Raw genomic sequence first — 18,358 nt, 5'->3', positions numbered from 1 at the left:
ATGCCGTCTTTGATGTCGAACGACCAAGTGTGCAGCACGTTCCAAAAATCGGTGATTTTGCGGCCGTAGAGGCGCGATTTAGGCACGTCTCCGTCGTATACCGGCCGCCCGCACACTACGGCCTGCGGCCTTTCACGCGCGGTTTCGACAAAACGCGGGATGTCGGCGAAGCTGTGCTGCGCGTCGGCATCAATCTGCAAAACGTGGCTGAAACCTTGCTCCGCCGCCAGCTTGAAGCCCCATTTCATCGCGCTGCCTTTACCGCCGTTCACCGGCCGGAAGGCCACCTGAACGCCCTCGCCACGCAACGCCTCCAAACCGGCGCGGCAGTCTTCGCCCGAGCCGTCGTCCACCACCAAAACGGGCAGGCCGCAATGGCGCAGGGCGGAAACCACCTGCGGCAGTGTGCTGAGGTGGCGGTAGTGGGGAATGATGGCGAGGAGCTTCATGATTGGGCGGCGGTGGGAAAGGCTGGATTGTAGCAAAAGGGCGGAAGGGCTACCTGAAAGCGCAGCTTCAACGAAGCCAAACTCAACTCTCCCCGTTCTGCTTCCCTTCCAGCATCTCCCACCGCTCCAATTTCTCCAGCAGCAGCATTTCAATTTCTTCCGCCCGCGCTTGCAGGCTGCTTGCTTTTTCGTAATCTCTGAAGATTTCCGGGTCGGAAAGCCGGGTGTTCAAATCGGCCTGTTCGGCTTCCAGCGCGGTAATTTCGTCGGGCAGGGCGTCGAGTTCGCGCTGTTCTTTGTACGACAGCTTCACGCTGCGGTTGGGCTTGGGCTTGTCTTTTTCCGGCTGTTTTTCTGGCTTGGCGGCGGTGGCAGCCTGCACTTTGTCTTCGCGTGCTTTTGCGTCGGCATAGTCCTGATAGCCGCCGATGTATTCTTTCAGACGGCCTTCCCCTTCAAATACAATGCTCTGCGTAATCACGTTGTCTAAAAACATACGGTCATGGCTGACGAGGAACACGGTGCCGGCGTAATCGCGCAGCAGCTCTTCCAGCAGTTCTTGCGTGTCGATGTCCAAATCGTTGGTCGGCTCGTCCAGCACCAGAATATTGGCGGGGCGGGTGAACAGTTTGGCCAGCAGCAGGCGGTTGCGCTCGCCGCCGGAGAGCGACGACACGGGAGATTGGGCGCGGGCAGGGTGGAACAGGAAGTCTTCCAGATAGCCCATCACATGCCGCTTTTTGCCGCCGATTTCCACATAATCGTTGCCCTGGCCGAGCGTGTAGAACACGGTGTCGTTTTCGTTCAGCGCGCTGCGGAACTGGTCGAAATACGCCACTTCCTGCTTGCTGCCGAGGCGGATTTTGCCGCCGTTGGGCGCGAGTTCGCCCAAAATCAGCTTCAAAAACGTGGTTTTGCCGATGCCGTTCGCGCCAATCAGGCCGATTTTGTCGCCGCGCTGAATCACGGCGGAAAAATCTTTCATAATCATTTTGTTGCCGTACGCAAACGAGGCGTGTTCCAGTTCGGCGATAATTTTGCTGCTTTTCTCGCCCGCGTCCAGCTTGAACGACACCTGCCCCTGCCGTTCGCGCCGCGCCGCGCGCTGTTTCCGCAATTCTTCCAAACGCTTAACCCGCCCTTCGTTGCGCGTGCGCCGCGCTTCGATGCCTTTGCGAATCCACGCCTCTTCCTGCGCGTGGAATTTGTCGAACAGGCGGTTGTGTTCGGCTTCTACGGCCAGTTCTTCCGCTTTTTTCTCGCTGTATTTGGCGAACGAGCCGGGATAAGAGCGCAGGCTGCCTCGGTCGAGTTCGACGATGCGGTTGGCCACATTGTCCAAAAAACGGCGGTCGTGGGTAATCACAATCAGGCTGCCTGAAAAGTTTTTCAGCAGGTTTTCCAGCCACAAAATCGCGTCGATGTCCAAATGGTTGGTCGGCTCGTCCAGCAGCAGGATGTCGGGCTTCTGCACCCATGCCTGCGCCAGCGCGACACGCTTTTTCTGCCCGCCGGACAAATTGGCGATTTTCTCATTTTCAGGTAGCCCCAGCTCGCCAATGGTTTGGCTCACCAGCGCATCGAACTGCCAGCCGTTTTGCGCTTCGATTTGGTTTTGCAGTTCGTTCAATTCTTTGATGAGGCTGTCGTTCTGCCCGTTGGCCAGTTTGCGGCCGATTTCGTGGTAACGCCGCAGCACGCCGCGCAGGCTGCCCAGCCCTTCGGACACAATGTCGAACACGGCGGCCGCGCCGTCGAAAAAGCTCTCCTGCGGCACATACACGGTTTTCAGCCCGTTTTGCAGGATGAGCCGGCCGTCGTCGGGCTTCTGCACGCCGGCGAGGATTTTCAGCAGGCTGGATTTGCCCGCGCCGTTGCGCCCGATAAGCCCGACTTTGTCGCCCGCAGCCAGTTGGAAAGACGCTTTGTCGAGCAGCGCGACGTGCCCGAAGGCGAAGGATAGGTTTTCGGCTTGGAGGATGGTCATGGGTGTCCTTGGGGTGGATGTTTCAGGGTTGCAGCCTGCATTTGGTTTCCAGATGGGGTTTCAGGCAGCCTGCAGGCGGTAGGTCGGATACAAGTATCTGACCTACCGCTGCTACATCCGCTCAAATACCAAATCCACAAATTCACGCCGTACCAGTTTGCCGCTTTTGCTGACTGCCCAATCGCGGCTGCGCTGTTCAAGTACGCAACGCAACGGCAGGTTGTCAGTTAGGGCATGGATGTCGGTGGCGTTGTAGAACGTGAAGCCGTGAGCTGCAAACGGCAATTTGGACATGAATTCTTTTTCACAAAAATTCAGGCACAGTCGGCCGGCGGGTTTCAGCACGCGACAGAATTCGGACAACATGAGCGGCGCATCGTCCCAAAAATAGACAGTGTTGACTGACACGGTTTTATCGAACGCGGCATCGGTAAAGGGCAGCGCGCCGCCGTCATACAGCAAATAATCTGCCTGCCCTGCGGCAATAAACGGCGCGTTGAATGCCTGCGCTTGCTCACACATCAATGGCGAAATTTCCAAGCCGGTGTAGTGCAGGTCGTTCGCCTGCGACAGGATGTAGCCCAGCAGACCGCCGTTGCCGCAGCCGGTTTCTAAGATCTTGTCGCTGTTTCGCAGGCGGGCGGCGGTGAACGCGCTGATGATTTGGGCCAGGTTGCGCAGGTTCATCACCTGCCCGAAAAGCACTCCCGCTTCATCGTGCGGACAGCGCAGTTGGGCGGCAGTTTGTTCAGCGGATAATTCCATTATGGCTCCTTAATGTCTGTAGTTTAAGCAGGTGTAGTGTAGGCAGATGATACAAATTGCCGATTGTTGTAGGGTGGGCATTTATGCTTATGCGGTTTCAGGTAGCCCCAAATACAAAACGTGCGGGTAGCAAGTGTCCACCTTGCTCATAGCTTATGGCTTGCCGCGACAGATAATATAACCTACAGCCCCTGCGGATGAGCCCATGAAAGATACATGTATGGGGTGTCGGCAGTTTGGTAAAACGCCAATGTGGGAAAGTTGGCAATATTGTTTGCCGTAATTTGGTGTACGGTAATACTTTCCAAATCCAAAATCCATTTTGTAGGCGGATGTTTTCAAACTAAAAATAAGCAACGTTTTGGAATAACAGTGTTTCTCCGTTGTTTTAAAAACAGTTGCAGCGTTTGTGCGGTAGGGTTGTGGTGGTGACTGTGGATTTCTTTGTCGTGGTACATTTTTGCGGCGGGTGGTGTTGGGCAGGCAAAAGCCGTCTAAAAATCAAGCTTTCCGGCAGCCTGACAGGGGTTCCAGGCTCGAAATTCGGTCTATGTGTTGTACGGTTTATGAAATTCCCAAGCATCATCATGCCCTTTGAATGCGTGAGCCTTGCTTGGCTGATGAGCCTTATTGAGCATTTCGAACGTCTGCTCTGGCTCGTTTAAATGCGGATGAGCCTCGCCGATAGCGATTATAGTCATCATCATGGGATCTATTCAGGAATTTGATTAGGCTGACAGCCAATTCCAAGGCTTCTTTAATAGCGTTTCTATTTTGTCCAAGCAAGCGTAATTAAAGTCTGCATTATTTAGTTTTTCAGTCAAGGTCGGTTATCCTGTGGTTGCGTAGGGCGATTTTGTGGTTCAGGCTACCTGAAAACCATTCAAACCGTTGTTCGTACGAAATTTTGTGATAATATTGAAATGTTAATTTTAACACTTAGGAGAGCCTCATGTTGTGGATTGTCCTTCTTTTATCGGCCGCGTTGAGTGTGGTGGGCGTGATGGTGTACAACCGTTTAGTGATTTCGCAAAACCAATACCGCAACGCCTTCTCCCAAATCGGCGTTCAGCTGCAACGTCGGCATGACCTGATTCCCAATTTGGTGGCTGCCGCCAAAGGCTACCTGAAACACGAAAATGACACCTTTACACAGGTTACGCAGGCGCGCAATCAGGCCGCTGGCGTGCTGGGTGGTGCGCGGCCGGAAAATGCGGAAGCGGTGGCGCAGCTTTCTGCTGCCGAAACCCTGCTCACCCAAGCTGTGCGCAGCTTGATGGTGCAGCTTGAGGCCTATCCAGATTTGCAGGCTGCTGCCAATATGCGCCAGCTGGCCGAGGAAATTACCAGCACGGAAAACCGTATCGCCTTCGCCCGCCAGGCCTACAACGACGCGGCCATGGGCTACAACACGCTGCGCCAGCTGTTTCCGCACAGCATTATCGCCGCCTATTTCGGGCACCGGCAGCCGGCACAGCTTTTGGAGTTTCCCGACCGCGCCAAACACCAAGTGCCGCCTGAGGTGCGGTTTTAAGGGTAGATAATGAGGTTTTCAGGTAGCCTTTTTGAATCCATTCGGTATGCCCAAGGCTGATGTGGTTTTTGCATGGGTGACAAGTTGCTCCAGCTATATGTGCTCTGCAGGCTAGGACAATAGTAAGGCAAAAAGTGTTTTCAGGCAGCCCTTTCAAAATGCGAAGAGGCTTGAAAATATTTTGAACAATAATAACAACACATTACCATAACCCGTAGAACGCCAATTGCAGCATGCAGAAAAACCGCTTGAAAGGACATGCCCTTTCAAGCGGTTTGGTTTCGCTAAAGCTAGAGTCAGCAGCAGCGGCCGCCGTTAGCGCCACAGCGGCGTTTGCGGCAGTAATCTGCAAACTGCTGTTCGGTCATCACCGGTGCGTTGGGGTTATAGCGCCTTTGGCGTACCACATAGTTGGCGTAATCCGGTACGCCCACCATCAGGTTGGCGGTCAACTTGGCTGTTTTCCAAGCCTGATGTAGGTGCTGTTTCAGTTTATGCTTCATTCACGGACTCGGTGTTTGCGCCGGCGGTTTCGTTACGGAATACCGGCGGGATTTCATGGGCGGTGGCCCAGCCGACTTTGCGGGCTTTCATGGCTACCTGGAAGCCGTAAACAGCCACAAATACCACCACAGCCAAGAACAGCACGGTCAGGCCGGAGTTCACATAGTCGTTGAACGCGATGCGGCTCATTTCTTCGGCGGTTTTGGCCGGAGCCAGGATTTCGCCGTTGGCCAAGGCTGCTTTATATTTGGCAGCGTGAGCCATAAAGCTGATGCGTGGGCTGGAATCGAACACTTTCTGCCAACCGGCATAGCAAGTCACCACTAATACGCCGATAGACGGTACCAAAGTAACCCAAATGTAGCGGTCGCGTTTCATCTTAATTAGAACCACAGTACACAGGATCAAGGCCACGCCTGCTAGCATCTGGTTGGCGATACCGAACAGTGGCCATAGGGAGTTAATACCCCCCAGCGGGTCGGTTACCCCGGTGTAGAGGAAGTAGCCCCACAGAGCCACGGCTATGAAGGTGGCAATCAGGTTGGCAGGCAGGCTGTCGGTGTTGCCGAACGGTTTGTAGAAGATACTGCCCAAGTCTTGAATCATGAAGCGGGCCACACGGGTGCCGGCGTCCACTGCAGTTAGAATGAACAGAGCTTCAAACAGCAGCGCGAAGTGATACCAGAACGCCATCATGCCTTCGCCGGGAATCAACTGGCTCATGATGTGCGCCATGCCCACGGCCAGAGTCGGCGCACCGCCTGCACGGGACAGGATGGTGAGTTCGCCCACTTCTTTGGCAGTATGCAGCAGAGTGGCCTCAGTTACCGGGAAGCCCAGCTGGGTGGTGATCACGTGTGCGGCATTGGCAGCATCGGTGCCGATGAGGGCAGCCGGGCTGTTCATGGCGAAATACACACCAGGATCAAGCGAAGCAGCAGCAGCCAGCGCCATAATAGCCACAAAGCTTTCCATAATCATGCCGCCGTAGCCGATCATACGCACGTGTTCTTCGTTTTCCACCATTTTCGGGGTGGTGCCGGAAGAAATCAGGGCGTGGAAACCGGATACCGCACCGCAGGCGATGGTAATGAATAGGAAGGGGAAAAGGCTACCTGAGAACACCGGGCCGGAGCCGTCGATAAAGCGGGTAACGGCGTGCATTTGCAGCGGCGGGCTAACAATAATGATGCCCAAGGCCAATGCAATGATGGTACCGATTTTCAGGAAGGTGGAAAGGTAGTCGCGCGGAGTGAGCAGCAACCATACCGGCAGTACGGAAGCGATAAAACCATAGATCATTACCGCCCAAGCGATAGACAAGCCTTCCAAGTCGAAGATATGCCCGAAGGAGCTTTCGGCCACATTTTTACCATACACAATCGCCAACACCAGCAAGATAAAGCCGACGATGGAAATCTCGCCGATTTTGCCTGGACGGATGTAGCGGGTGTAGATACCCATAAACAGGGCAATCGGGATGGTGGTGGCGATGGTGAAGGTACCCCACGGGCTGTGGATCAAGGCTTTCACCACAATCAGCGCCAGCACGGCCATAATGATCACCATGATCATCAGAATACCGATGGAGGCAATCACGCCAGCCACGGTGCCCAGCTCTTGTTTAACTATATCACCCAAGGATTTACCGTCGCGGCGCATGGACACGAACAATACCATCGCGTCCTGAACCGCACCGGCAAACACTACGCCGAAGATAATCCACAGCGTACCAGGTAGATAACCCATCTGCGCGGCTAGTACTGGGCCTACCAAGGGGCCGGCGCCGGCAATGGCGGCAAAATGATGGCCGAACAGCACACCTTTGTGCGTCGGCACATAGTCCAAGCCATCGTTGTGGCGCTCGGCCGGCGTGAGCCGGTTGGGATCGAGCTGCATTACGTTTTTGGCAATATAGAGGCTATAAAAGCGGTAGGCAATAGCATATACGGAGACGGCAGCAATTACCATCCAGACTGCACTTACCTGTTCACCGCGATGGATAGCCAAAGTGGTAAAGGAGGCCAAGCCAGCCAGCACCACAGCACCCCATATCAGGAAGCTTTTGAGTTTGTTCATGATAACAACACTCCGATTCAACAAAAATAAAACGGCTGTCCGGCCAGGCCGTACTGCCCAACTTCGGCAGCCCCCTATCCGGTAATCGGACGTTGTACCATTAATAAGGCACAAACGTCTTAAACTACCAAACAGTATAAGCTTAACATATTTGTGGAAATAATTACGTTAAATTTTCAAGAGCCAGCTGCTATTTTTGCCATGGTTTAGACAGAAAAGCCTAAATTCAGTACAAAAATGCACTTAAACAAGGATGATTTGACTTAAATCAATAAACAGCTATATAGATTTAAAGTAACCTATTAGATTTTACAAAAAATCGGTCGGGAGAAAGATTATATAAGATTGCTTTGTGGAGTTTGGCCACGCTGACGCTTTCAGGTAGCCTTTGGCCACTACCACTTTGACGATTGCCCGAAGCCTAATAGGCTGCCTGAAAACAGCAAAACCGGACAGCTGTGTGCCTGTCCGGTTTTTGTGGTTCAGCCGATATCCTGATACCCCGCCTACTGTGCGGGCTGTGCCGTTTGGGCAGGGGCTTTCCGGTAGCGCCCGGCCATGGCTTTATACACCATGCTTTCGTAGCGCAAGGCTTGGTATCGGGCTTCAAGCAGGCTTTGCGCGCCGGAATATTCGGTGTTCAGCGCGGAGAGCCAGTCTTTGAGTTCGTTGCGGCCATGTTGGTAGCGCACACGGTAGTAGCGGCTGTTTTCAACATCGAGCCGGTGGCGGCGGCGCTGGTTTTCCAATGTTTGGCGGCTGGCGCGGTATTGGCGGTAGTTGGTGTCGACTTCGTTGAGCGCGGTAGTGAGGGCTTTTTCAAAGGCGAGTTTGGCGTTGTCAAAGTCGGCTTCGGCGCTGCGGTCTTTCCAGTGCATGGTGCGCCAGTTGAGGAAGGGCAGATTGAGGCTGACGCTGCCGCCCAATATCGGCACATTGAATAGGTTTTTGCTGTGCTCAGACGCGGTACTCAGCGCGGCGTTCAGCGTGATGCTGGGATACCAGCTGCGGTATTGCGCCTGCTGGCTTTTGAGGGCGGACTGTAGGCGGTAGTCGGCGGCGATGAGATCGGGGCGGGCGGCGAGGGTGGAGATGGGCACATTCAAAACAAGCTTGCCGCCTTCGGGCAGGCGGAAGGATTCGGGCTGCACGGCCATTGTCTGGCCGGGGCGCAGGTTGAGCAGATTGCGCAGGGTGGCTTCGGTGTTGCTGCGGCTCTGTTGCAGCGACAGCAGGCTGTTTTCGGCGGCGAGCAGGGATTGCTCGGCCTGAGTAACCTCAACCGAGGCCACGCGGCCGTGGCGGTATTTGCTGCGGGCGATTTGCAGGATTTGTTTGTATTGCTCGATGATTTTTTCGGTAAGCTTGATGGCTTCGTTGAGATAGGCTACCTGAAAATAAGCATCGGCCACATTGTTGATTACGGTGAGTCGGGTGGCGGCCAAATCTTGCTCGGTGGCGCGCTGCTCCCACGCCTGAGCAGAGGCGGCGGCATTGAGTTTGCGCCACAAATCCAGCTCGTAGCTTAAGCCGAGCTGGCTGCTGTAGCTGTGGCTGTTTTGGCGGGTGTCGAGGTTGCGGTTGGCATTGGCGCCGAGCGAAGCGTTGAATTCGGGCACGAGGTTGGCGCCGAGGATGTTGGCCTGATACAGGGCTTTGTTCACGCTGACGGCGGCCTGTTTCAAATCCACATTGTTGGCCAAGGCCTGTTCCACCAAGGCATTGAGCCCGCTGTCGCCGAAAGTTTGCCACCAATCGCCTTCAGTTTGGTAGGCGCAGCCGGCGGGATCGGGGCAGTGGCCGCTTTCGCTGGCGGCGGTTTGTACGCTGCCATCGCGCTGAGCTTGGGCGAGGCCGATTTGGGTGTTGGGGGTTTGGTCGATGGCGCAGCCGGCGAGCAAAAGCAGAGCCAGCGCGGCCGCACGGATGGGCAGGTGGGTTGTGTGGTTCATAAACCCTCGTTTCTTGGTTGGGTGTCGGGTGGGTTTCAGGTAGCCTTGGTTGCCGGTTGTAGGCTACCTGAAAATATCAGGCAGCGTTTTAGCTTCGTGGCTTCTCACGCTCCCAGGGGGGTCTCTAATCGCGCGACAGGGCGGTAATCGGGTTGAGCTTGGAAGCGTTTTTGGCGGGCATGAAGCCGAACAGCACGCCGATGAAGGTGGAGCAGCACACCGCGCTCACAATCGACCAGGTGGAGAATGACATGGCAAACTCGCTGGCCAGAGCGTTGAAGCCCAAGCCGATTAAATAGGAAAGCAGAATACCGGCCGCGCCGCCGATGAGGCAGATGAGTACGGCTTCAATCAGAAACTGCTGCAAAATATTGCCCTGCCGCGCGCCGATAGCCATGCGTACGCCGATTTCCTTGGTGCGCTCGGTTACCGACACCAGCATGATGTTCATCACGCCGATGCCGCCAACCACCAATGAAATCAGGGCGATACAGGAGATCAGCAGAGTCATCGCACCGGTGGTTTTTTCGATGGTCTGCTTGATGCTATCGCTGTTGCTGGTGAAGAAATCTTCTTTGCCGTGCCGCGCCAGCAGCAGCTCTTTGATGCCCTGTTCGGCCACGGAGGTGCTCACATCGTCGCGGATTTTTACGGTTACCGAGCTGATATAGCGTTCGCCGGAAATGCGGTTCATCACCGTGGTGTAGGGCGCCCACATTTGCAGGCTGTCGTTGCTGCCGAAGCCGCTTTGGTCTTCGGCACTGATGCCGATCACACGCAACGGGCGTTTGCCGAACAAAATGGTTTGGCCGATAGGGTTGGTGCCTTCCGGGAACAATTGTTTGCGGGTGTTCGGGTCGATAACGACGACTTGCGCGGCGGTGTCCACGTCGTCTTGGTTAAACAGCCGGCCTTGATCGAGCTTGATGCCGCGTACGTTGAAATACTGCTCGCCCGCGCCGTAGAGCTGGGCGGTAACGTTGGTGTTGTGGTAGGTGGTGGTGGCGCTGGAAGTGGTCGTCGGAGTAACGCTATCGACATAGCTTTGCTTGCCGATGGCTTCGGCATCGGCAATGGTAAGCGTGCGGATGCGGCCTCGGTGGCGGTCGCCGAAGCCTTTGCCGGGATACACGCCGATGGTGTTGGTACCGATAGCGCTGATGTCGGAAAGGATTTTCTCCTGCGTGCCGCGCCCCAGCGCCACCACGGATACCACTGAAGCAATGCCGATAATGATGCCGAGCATGGTGAGCAGGGAGCGCATTTTGTGCGCCATGATGGCCTGCACCGACATTTTGAAGGCTTCCACAAACTGGTCTTTATAAAACAGCCAAGATTGCTTTTCGGTGCGGCTTTCCACGCTGCTGGGTGGGATTTCGGCGTTTTTGCTGGTGTCGGCGATGATTTCGCCGTCTTTGATTTCAATCACGCGGTTGGCGAAGGCGGCGATTTTCGGGTCGTGCGTAACTAAAATAATGGTGTGGCCTTTGGCGTGCAGCCCGCAGATGATTTCCATCACCATTTCGCCGCTGTGCGAATCGAGCGCACCAGTGGGCTCGTCGGCCAGGATGATTTCACCGCCGTTCATCAGCGCGCGGGCAATGGAAACACGCTGCTGTTGGCCGCCGGAGAGCTGGTTGGGGCGGTTGGCTTCTTTGCCTTCCAGACCCAAATCGGCCAGAAGCCGGGTGGCGCGCTCGTATCGCTTTTTCTGATCCATGCCGGCATACACGGAGGGCAGGGCCACGTTTTCGCGCGCGCTCAATGCGCCCAAGAGGTTGTAGCGCTGGAAGATGAAGCCGAATTTGCGCCGGCGCAGTGCGGCCAGCTCGTCACCGCTCATCTGTGCGGTTTCCACACCATTGATTTGATACGAACCGGAAGAGGCGCTGTCGAGGCAGCCAAGGATGTTCATCAGCGTGGATTTACCGGAGCCAGATTGGCCAATGATGGCGATGAAATCGCCTTTTTGGATGGTGAGGTTGATGTCTTTTAAAACATGAACGCGGTTGGCGCCTTCACCAAAATAGCGATTGATATTACGGCATTCGATTAGGTTCATATGCGTACGGATTTTGTTGTGGCAGGAGCCACCTGAAAGCATAACTTCAACGAAGCTGAAACAGAGCGCCGCGGAGTTGCTGCGAAGCTAAATTGTCTATACGGCTTGGGTTGAGGGTTTCAGGTAGCCTTAACTTAAGACAGGAGTACGGTGAAAGTGTCGGGTAGTCTGCAGGCACATCTGCTGTCTGACACCTCTTATTACATCGGCGGACCACCCTGCCACTCTTTCACCGTGCCATCGCTCTCCGACACGATCACTTTCTCACCCTCTGTCACGCCCGATTTCACTTCGGTGAGTGTGCCATCGCTGATGCCCACGGTAATGGTGCGTTCTTCCACCTGATTTTCCGCTTTCAACACGCGCACATAGCGCTCGCTGCCGCGCTGCTTCACGGCGGTGGCAGGAACAGTGAGCACGTTTTTGGCTTCACTGATCACGATGTTGTTTTGCGTGGTCATGCCGATGGCAAGCTTGCCGTCTTCGTTCGGTACGAGGGCGCGGGCGTAGTAGTAGATGGCGGTGTTGGTAGTGTCGGTGCTAGTGGTGTAGCTGCCTTGCGACATGGTAGTCAAGCCCGGATCAATGCTCTCCAACTTGGATTCCCGTTCGCTATTGGGGTCGGCCAGGGTGGTGAACAGCAGGGTTTGGCCGGCTTTCACGCGGGTTACGTCGCCCTCGGCAATCTGCATTTTATTCAGCATGCGGCTCAAATCGGCCACTTGGCCGATGGCGGGTGTGCTCTGCGCCGCATTCACGGTTTGCCCTTCTTCCACTTTCACTGAAACCATCGTGCCGGAAATCGGCGCGGTGATGCGGGTGTAGCCCAAATCAGCTTCGGCCGTGTTGATGGCAATGCGGGTTTGGCGGATAGAAGATTGCAGCTCGCCCACCTGCGCCTTGGCGGCGGCATACGAGCCCTGCGCGCTTTCCAGCTCTTCTTTGGAAGTGGCATTTTCCGCCCACAAGGCCTGCTCGCGGCGGTATTTGCGCTCGGCGTTTTGCAGTGCCACCCGTGCAGATACGAGCTGTGCCTGATAGGTTTCCAGCTTGGCCTTGTTTGTGTTCAGTGTGTTGAGCTGGGTGGTGGAGTCGATTTCGGCGATGAGGTCGCCTTTTTCCACATGCTGTCCGAGCTTCACATACAAGTGCTTGATTTGGCCGGAAGCCTGGGCGCCCACGTCTACCAGCTGTGCAGCAGAGATTTCGCCGGTGGCGGATACGGTTTGGCGCACGTCGGCACGTTTCACTTCTTCGGTGAGATAGGTGGTTGGCGGCTTGCTTGGATTCAAAAAGGCATAACCAGCCGCACCCATGGTCAGCGCAGCCACTGCCCACAACGTCCATTTCAATGGTTTTTTCATTTTGCTCTGCTTGCCCTTTCCGACAGCTGTTGGGAAATGCGGCTATTCTAGGAAACTGTCGCTGTTTGTGCCATCTGATTAACCTATCCTTACCCCGGTGGGACTTTGTTGGCAGGGTTTTACGGAAATTAGGGCTTGTGCGGGGAAAGCTACCTGAAAACAGCTGCTCAGGCACAATCGTTTCAGGTAGCCTCTTGACTCAAATACCGTGCTACCACCGCTTAAAGATCAGCGACGTATTCACGCCGCCGAAGGCGAAGTTGTTGTTCATCACGTATTCGGTGTCGATGCGGCGGCCGGAGCCGGTAAGGTAGTCGGCTTCGCCGCAGCGGGGGTCGATGTTGTCCAAGTTCAGCGTGGGGGCGAACCAGCCGCTGCGCATCATTTCGATGGCAAACCAGGATTCGAGCGAGCCGCAAGCGCCGAGGGTGTGGCCGAGGTAGCTTTTTTGCGAGCTGATGGGAACGTGGCCGAACACGGCGGCAGTGGCTTGGGTTTCGGCAATGTCGCCCTGTTCGGTGGCCGTGCCGTGGCCGCTGACATAGCCGACGGCAGAGGGCGGCAGTGCGGCGTCTTCGAGGGCTAGCTCCATGCAGCGTTGCATGGTGCGCATCTCGGGGCGGGTGATGTGGCTGCCGTCGCAGTTGGCGCCGTAGCCGACGATTTCGGCGATGATGTGCGCGCCGCGTGCTTGGGCGTGTTCTAATTCTTCCAGCACCATCATGCAGCCGCCTTCGCCGAGCACGAGGCCGTCGCGCGCGGTGTCATATGGGCGTGGGGTAAGTTCGGGCTCGTGGTTGCGGCGGCTGGCGGCGTAGAGGCTGTCGAACACGTAGGCTTCGGAGGGGCAGAGCTGGTCGGCGCCGCCGGCCAGCATCATGGGGATTTTGCCGTATTTGATGGCTTCGTAGGCGTAGCCTATGCCTTGGCTGCCGGAGGTGCAGGCGCTGGAGGTGGGAATCAGGCGGCCGGTGAGGCCGAAGAAGATGGCCACGTTGGCGGCGGTGGTGTGCGGCATCATGCGCACATAGGTGTTGGCGTTGAAATTGTTGGGCTGGTGGGCGAGCAGCAGGCCGATGTCGAGCACGTCGGCGGTGCTGCCGCTGGAAGAACCGGCGGCTACGCCCATGCTGCCGTTGCGGATAATGGGATCATCGAGCAAGCCTGCCTGCTTCAGCGCTTGTTCGGCGGCGTCGGTGCAGTATTGCGCCAGCGGGCCCATGCTGCGCAACTGTTTGCGCGTCCAATGTGCAGGCGGTGCGTAGGCGGGCAGCGGTGCACCGAGGCGGGTGGCCATTTCGGGGAAGGCATCCCACGCCTCCATGCGGCGCACGGCGTTTTTGCCTGCGCGGAAAGCGGCTTCGATTTCGTGCCACTCGCGGCCGAAGGCGCACACCGCGCCCACGCCGGTAATCACCACCCGTTTGGTTTCCATCAACACAATCCTCCGTTTACCGCAATCACCTGCCGCGTGATGTAGGCGGCGTGTTCGCTCATCAAGAAGCGCACGGCATGCGCCACTTCTTCAGGCAGCCCCATGCGCTGCGCCGGAATGGCTTTCAAAATTTCCTCCACCGGCACGTTTTCGTCCAGAATTTCCGTATCAATCAGGCCGGGGGCGACGCAGTTGACCGTAATCTTGCGTTTGGCCAACTCCACCGCCAAAGCCTTGGCCGCGCCAATCAGCCCCGCCTTCGACGCGCTGTAGTTCACCTGCCCGCGGTTGCCGATCAGGCCGGACACGGAGGCCATGCACACAATCCGCCCCGGCGCGCGGCGGCGGATCATCGGCATGATGAGCGGGTGCAGCACGTTGTAGAAGCCGTCCAGATTGGTGCGCAATACGCGGTCCCAATCTTCGTCTTCCAGCGCGGGGAAGGCATTGTCGCGCGTCAGCCCTGCATTCAGCACCACGCCGTAATACGCGCCATGCTCTTCAATATCCGCTTCCAGCACGCGGCGGCATTCGGCACGGTCGGCCACGTCAAACTGCAGCACCCGTGCCTGCCGCCCTAACGAACGGATTTGTTCCGCCACCGCCTCGGCATCCGCCATGCGGCTGCGGCCGTGCACCACAATGCCGAAGCCGTCTTGCGCCAAGGCCAAAGCAGCCGCACGGCCGATGCCGCGGGTGGAGCCGGTGATGAGGATGGTTTGGGTCATGATGGGGTTCCTTTGATATGGGTTGGAGGCGGCCTATGCTGAGAGGAGGCTACCTGAAAGCAAAGCGTGGTAAGTTTCCACAAAGCTGAAGTTTGGGATGTATTTGGATTGGATGCGCAGCACATGGATTGTACCTGCGAACCGGATTTGTCGGAATGGCTATGCGGCTGTTTTGGCATTTCGTTGCCGTTTCATATTTGGATGGCATTGAAATTTTGTTTTCAGGTAGCCTGTGGCGGCTTGGGGCCGTCTGAAAGAGTGGATGTTAATGAGATTAAATGAGGGGTGGCCTCTGTATGCGGGCGGAAGTTTTGGTGAGGCAATGTGAGATAGTATGAAATTGAATGTATTGATTGAATGATACAATACCCATGCTTCATTACCCGTCAGGAGGGAATATGCTTCAACGCTTCACCGACCCGAACGAAAACATCTTATGGCAGGGCAAGCCGCACCGTTTTTTTATACGTATTGGGCAATCCGCTGATTTATCCGTTCGCCCTGTGCTGGGGCTTGTTCGACTTGTTTTTTATAGGCAAATTTAATGCCGCATCGCACGGTTTGTTCCCGCATGTGAATTTTTTTATACTTTTTCATCTGGCTCCGGTGTGGTACGCAATTTTTTCGCCGGTTTACCGTTTTTTCAATTGGTACCGCATCGATTATGCGCTCACCGATAAACGCCTGTATTTCACTTCCGGGCTGATCGGGCTGGATATTGCCAGTGCCGAGCTGCCTGAAGTGCAGAATTTGCGGGTGTATGTAGGCGTGTTGGAAGCCATGTTCAAACGGGGCACCATCCGCTTTGGTGCCAGAAATGCCTTGCGTTATGTGGAAAATCCCTACGAAGTTTATAAGCTAATTCAGCAAACTGCTGTGGACATCACCACAGACCGTCAATTCCCCAACCAATTGCGCCCCGAAGAAAACCCAGGCTACCACACCCGATATAAGCCTTAATAATGCAGGCTGCAAAAAGGCCGTCTGAAACAGATTTTGCTGTTTTCAGACGGCCTCTTATTGCTTAAAGCAGGGGGGAACTTAATTCCCTAATTGCGTGGTTTTATTCACAATAATCTCCACACGACGGTTTTGGGCACGGCCTTCCGGGTTGTCGCTGCCGTCTGGATGGGTGTTGGGCGCAATGGGGCGTGTGGCGCCGAGGCCTTCAAGCTGATAATTCTGTTGCAAGCCTTTTGCTTCAAACCAGTTTTTTACTGCCTGTGCACGAGCTAAAGACAAGCGTTGGTTGTAAGCATCGGAGCCTTTGCTGTCGGTATGGCCGGTAATCAGAATCACCCCTTGGCCTTTTTGACGAATGATGTCGGCAGCTTTTTGCAGATCGGCATCGGCTTCAGGTTTGAGTTCGGCTTTGTCGAAATCAAACAGCACATCTGATGACAAATTGATTTCAATATTAAACCCTGTTTCGGTAGCGCTCAAACCGCTGCCTTGTGCTGACAGGTTGCTGCCTTGGGAAGAAAGGCTGTTGCCCTGTGCGGAAAGGGTAGACGATGCTGATGCAACAGCGGATGCCTGCTCGGCAGCAGGTGCCGAGGCATTGGATGCATCAGATGCGGTTTGGGGCATGACAGTTGTGCTGGCGGCAGAAGCCTGCGCTTGTGGCTCAGCAGGTTTGGGGTCTTGTCCACAAGCACACAGGGTGGCAAGTGCTGTAATACAAGCAAGTAAACGCAAATTTTTCATAAAGTCACCTCTAATTGGGGCAGCGTACAGGCTGCGCAAAGCAGCCTGCACTTTGCCAAGTGGGAAATTAGCGGCTCACCGGCACCGAATCAAACGAACCGGCCCCCGGGAAATCGATGGTGATGGTGGGCGATGTTTCGGGCGGGGCGGGGAATTTGAGCGCGACGATTTTGGGTGAATTGCCCGTGAGTCCTATTGTATTGCTCACGCCGGTGGCAGGGTCAGTCATGTATTTGCCGCTTTCATCTTGCAGCAGGCTGATGCGTTTGCTAGTAGATTCATCAACGTAGGCAAAATCGGTGATTTTGCCGGAGTGCTCATTAGTAAATTTATAGCTGCCATTTTCATTTTTAGGCGGGATATACATAAATTCCACGTTCAGAATCTGGCCGACCACTTTAACTTTGGTTAAAGCTAGCGTGCCTTCACCAAACGGTTTGGACTGGATGGCCTGTGCAGCAGGATCCTGCTGTTGCTGCGGGGCGGCCGGTTCGCGAATCAGGCTGGGGTTAGATGCTGGTGTGGGAGTAGGAGCAGGCGGAGCGGGATTAGGGTTGGGGGCTTGCTCCTGCGCTTGAGGAGGCGGAGTTGGCTCAGGTTCTTTCTGGCAGGCAGTCAGCAGGGCCAAAGCAGATAAAACGACAAGGGCACTTTGAGAAACACGCATTTTGGATACCTCACTTAAGGTTGGATACTGCAGTAAAAATATGATAGGACTGCGTTTCGTGTATACCAAAAATCCCAATGAAATTCAAGCAAACTGTCTCTAGTGTGGACTTTTGAGTTCCCATATAGATAAAGATTTTGCCCTTATTGGGCTGTGCTGAAATTTCATTTTAATTTTGTTGGAATTTTCTTTCAGACGGCCTTTTTCGGGCTTGAGGCCGTCTAAAACCCAGGCATCCACATCCACTATACCGCCGTTTTTTACTTTCTATTGCTGCCAAAACTCCTCGTCATGGAATTTCTCGGGCAGCGCGATATTTTTGACTTGGTATTTTTCTTGCAGCCGATGCAGGGCAGATACATCGTTCAGGCTACGGGCATAGCTGATGTCGATTGTTTCCAAGGCGGTTAGGTTTTCGATGCCGTTTAATGTGCACACGGAGGGGCGAACCAGCAATAAATCTTTCAGCCGTGTCAGGTTTTGGAATTCAGTTAAGTCTTTGCCTTTGTAAGACCATAGGTATAAACGCTCCAAGCGGGTGCATTGCCCGATATTTCGGATTTTTTTGTTGTAGGCCATCCTTAAATCTTTGAGCGCGGGCAGTTGGGAGAGGTCGATGTCGATTGGCTGTCCGATTACCAGGGTTTCCAATTGCTCGAAGCGGTATAGGGCATCTGTATTGATGAATTCGGGCGACTCAAGATCGTGTTCGATTTGGAGATACGGCAGTTCGGGATAGGCGGCCAAATTGGCAAAATCCACCACGGCGTGTTTCGGTGCGGGTGTCGGGTTGATGGCAACCGTCGGTCGGCTCAAGATCCGAATGCCGCAACGGTAACGCTTGGCCTGCCGCATGGCGGTGCGGATAAATGCGGGCTAAACTTCGATGAGGTTGATGTTTTTATTGTAGAAATACGTTTCCATGGGCGCGCTCCGATTCGGGGGTGGAGTAGGCATGTTGGCAAGTATGGGTTCAGGTAGCCTGGGAGAGTTTTGAGGCCGTCTGAAAACGGGATTCGGCAGTGCCAGCAGCGGGCTTCAAGCCCGCTTTGCTTTATTCATGTTGCAGCTTCGTAGCAAACCATGTTTTCAGGTAGCCTTTCAGACGGCCTCAAGGCTACCTGA

14 protein-coding genes and 1 pseudogene are annotated in these 18,358 nt (G+C 55.1%); 2 read left to right on the top strand and 13 right to left on the bottom strand.

Annotation, left to right across the window (positions count from 1 at the left end; translation table 11 throughout):
• Positions 1 to 2: 2 nt before the first annotated feature.
• The 3 genes and pseudogenes from A7Q03_RS10635 to A7Q03_RS07560 form a co-directional block, all read right to left on the bottom strand.
• A pseudogene (locus A7Q03_RS10635) lies at positions 3 to 449 on the bottom strand (glycosyltransferase family 2 protein); the annotation flags it as partial.
• Positions 450 to 531: 82 nt separating this feature from the next.
• Positions 532 to 2,436 (bottom strand): ATP-binding cassette domain-containing protein, encoded by a 1,905-nt coding sequence (locus tag A7Q03_RS07565; protein ID WP_067448712.1) that lies wholly within the window; start codon positions 2,434 to 2,436, stop codon positions 532 to 534.
• 111 nt (positions 2,437 to 2,547) lie between these two features.
• The gene (locus A7Q03_RS07560) at positions 2,548 to 3,201 is read right to left on the bottom strand and encodes a class I SAM-dependent methyltransferase (RefSeq protein ID WP_067448710.1); all 654 of its coding nucleotides are present in this window, start codon (positions 3,199 to 3,201) and stop codon (positions 2,548 to 2,550) included.
• A 952-nt stretch (positions 3,202 to 4,153) separates the two neighbouring features.
• Between A7Q03_RS07560 and A7Q03_RS07555 the strand changes: the two genes are divergently transcribed.
• A complete protein-coding gene (locus A7Q03_RS07555; protein ID WP_067448709.1) occupies positions 4,154 to 4,735 on the top strand; it encodes a LemA family protein in 582 nt (193 codons plus the stop codon).
• A 296-nt stretch (positions 4,736 to 5,031) separates the two neighbouring features.
• Here the strand turns inward: A7Q03_RS07555 and A7Q03_RS07550 are convergent, their stop codons facing one another.
• The 7 genes from A7Q03_RS07550 to fabG form a co-directional block, all read right to left on the bottom strand.
• The gene (locus tag A7Q03_RS07550) at positions 5,032 to 5,238 is read right to left on the bottom strand and encodes a YbdD/YjiX family protein (RefSeq protein WP_067448708.1); all 207 of its coding nucleotides are present in this window, start codon (positions 5,236 to 5,238) and stop codon (positions 5,032 to 5,034) included.
• Positions 5,228 to 7,318 carry a carbon starvation CstA family protein gene (locus A7Q03_RS07545; protein WP_067440154.1) on the bottom strand — a complete coding sequence of 697 codons (2,091 nt, stop codon included), beginning with the start codon at positions 7,316 to 7,318 and terminating at the stop codon, positions 5,228 to 5,230. Before A7Q03_RS07545 ends, A7Q03_RS07550 begins: the two co-directional genes overlap by 11 nt.
• Positions 7,319 to 7,824: 506 nt before the next feature.
• Positions 7,825 to 9,270, bottom strand: a complete 1,446-nt coding sequence (locus A7Q03_RS07540; RefSeq protein WP_067448706.1) for a TolC family protein — start codon at positions 9,268 to 9,270, stop codon at positions 7,825 to 7,827.
• Between the two features lie 124 nt (positions 9,271 to 9,394).
• The gene (locus tag A7Q03_RS07535; protein ID WP_067448949.1) at positions 9,395 to 11,332 is read right to left on the bottom strand and encodes a MacB family efflux pump subunit; all 1,938 of its coding nucleotides are present in this window, start codon (positions 11,330 to 11,332) and stop codon (positions 9,395 to 9,397) included.
• A gap of 200 nt (positions 11,333 to 11,532) precedes the next feature.
• Complete coding sequence (locus tag A7Q03_RS07530) at positions 11,533 to 12,696, bottom strand: efflux RND transporter periplasmic adaptor subunit (protein ID WP_067448704.1); 1,164 nt, start codon at positions 12,694 to 12,696, stop codon at positions 11,533 to 11,535.
• Between the two features lie 211 nt (positions 12,697 to 12,907).
• On the bottom strand, positions 12,908 to 14,131 hold the full coding sequence (locus A7Q03_RS07525; RefSeq protein ID WP_067448702.1) for a beta-ketoacyl-ACP synthase: 1,224 nt from the start codon (positions 14,129 to 14,131) through the stop codon (positions 12,908 to 12,910).
• On the bottom strand, positions 14,131 to 14,859 hold the full coding sequence (fabG, locus tag A7Q03_RS07520) for a 3-oxoacyl-ACP reductase FabG (protein ID WP_067448700.1): 729 nt from the start codon (positions 14,857 to 14,859) through the stop codon (positions 14,131 to 14,133). Before fabG ends, A7Q03_RS07525 begins: the two co-directional genes overlap by 1 nt.
• A gap of 606 nt (positions 14,860 to 15,465) precedes the next feature.
• Here fabG and A7Q03_RS07515 point away from each other — a divergent pair.
• On the top strand, positions 15,466 to 15,819 hold the full coding sequence (locus A7Q03_RS07515) for a PH domain-containing protein (protein ID WP_231863680.1): 354 nt from the start codon (positions 15,466 to 15,468) through the stop codon (positions 15,817 to 15,819).
• Positions 15,820 to 15,900: 81 nt separating this feature from the next.
• Here A7Q03_RS07515 and A7Q03_RS07510 read toward each other — a convergent pair whose 3' ends face one another.
• The 3 genes from A7Q03_RS07510 to A7Q03_RS07500 all read right to left on the bottom strand — a co-directional run bounded on the left by A7Q03_RS07510 (position 15,901) and on the right by A7Q03_RS07500 (position 18,049).
• Positions 15,901 to 16,449: an OmpA family protein gene (locus A7Q03_RS07510; protein ID WP_049257983.1), complete on the bottom strand. Its 549-nt coding sequence runs from the start codon at positions 16,447 to 16,449 to the stop codon at positions 15,901 to 15,903.
• 184 nt (positions 16,450 to 16,633) lie between these two features.
• Positions 16,634 to 17,233: a phosphoribosylglycinamide synthetase gene (locus tag A7Q03_RS07505; protein WP_067448698.1), complete on the bottom strand. Its 600-nt coding sequence runs from the start codon at positions 17,231 to 17,233 to the stop codon at positions 16,634 to 16,636.
• 267 nt (positions 17,234 to 17,500) lie between these two features.
• Positions 17,501 to 18,049: a hypothetical protein gene (locus A7Q03_RS07500; protein ID WP_156502948.1), complete on the bottom strand. Its 549-nt coding sequence runs from the start codon at positions 18,047 to 18,049 to the stop codon at positions 17,501 to 17,503.
• Positions 18,050 to 18,358 lie beyond the last annotated feature (309 nt).

The organism is Eikenella sp. NML99-0057 (assembly GCF_001648535.1).
Lineage (GTDB): Bacteria > Pseudomonadota > Gammaproteobacteria > Burkholderiales > Neisseriaceae > Eikenella > Eikenella exigua.
Note: the sequence above shows the minus strand (reverse complement) of the source record. Positions and strands in the feature narration are given on the sequence as shown.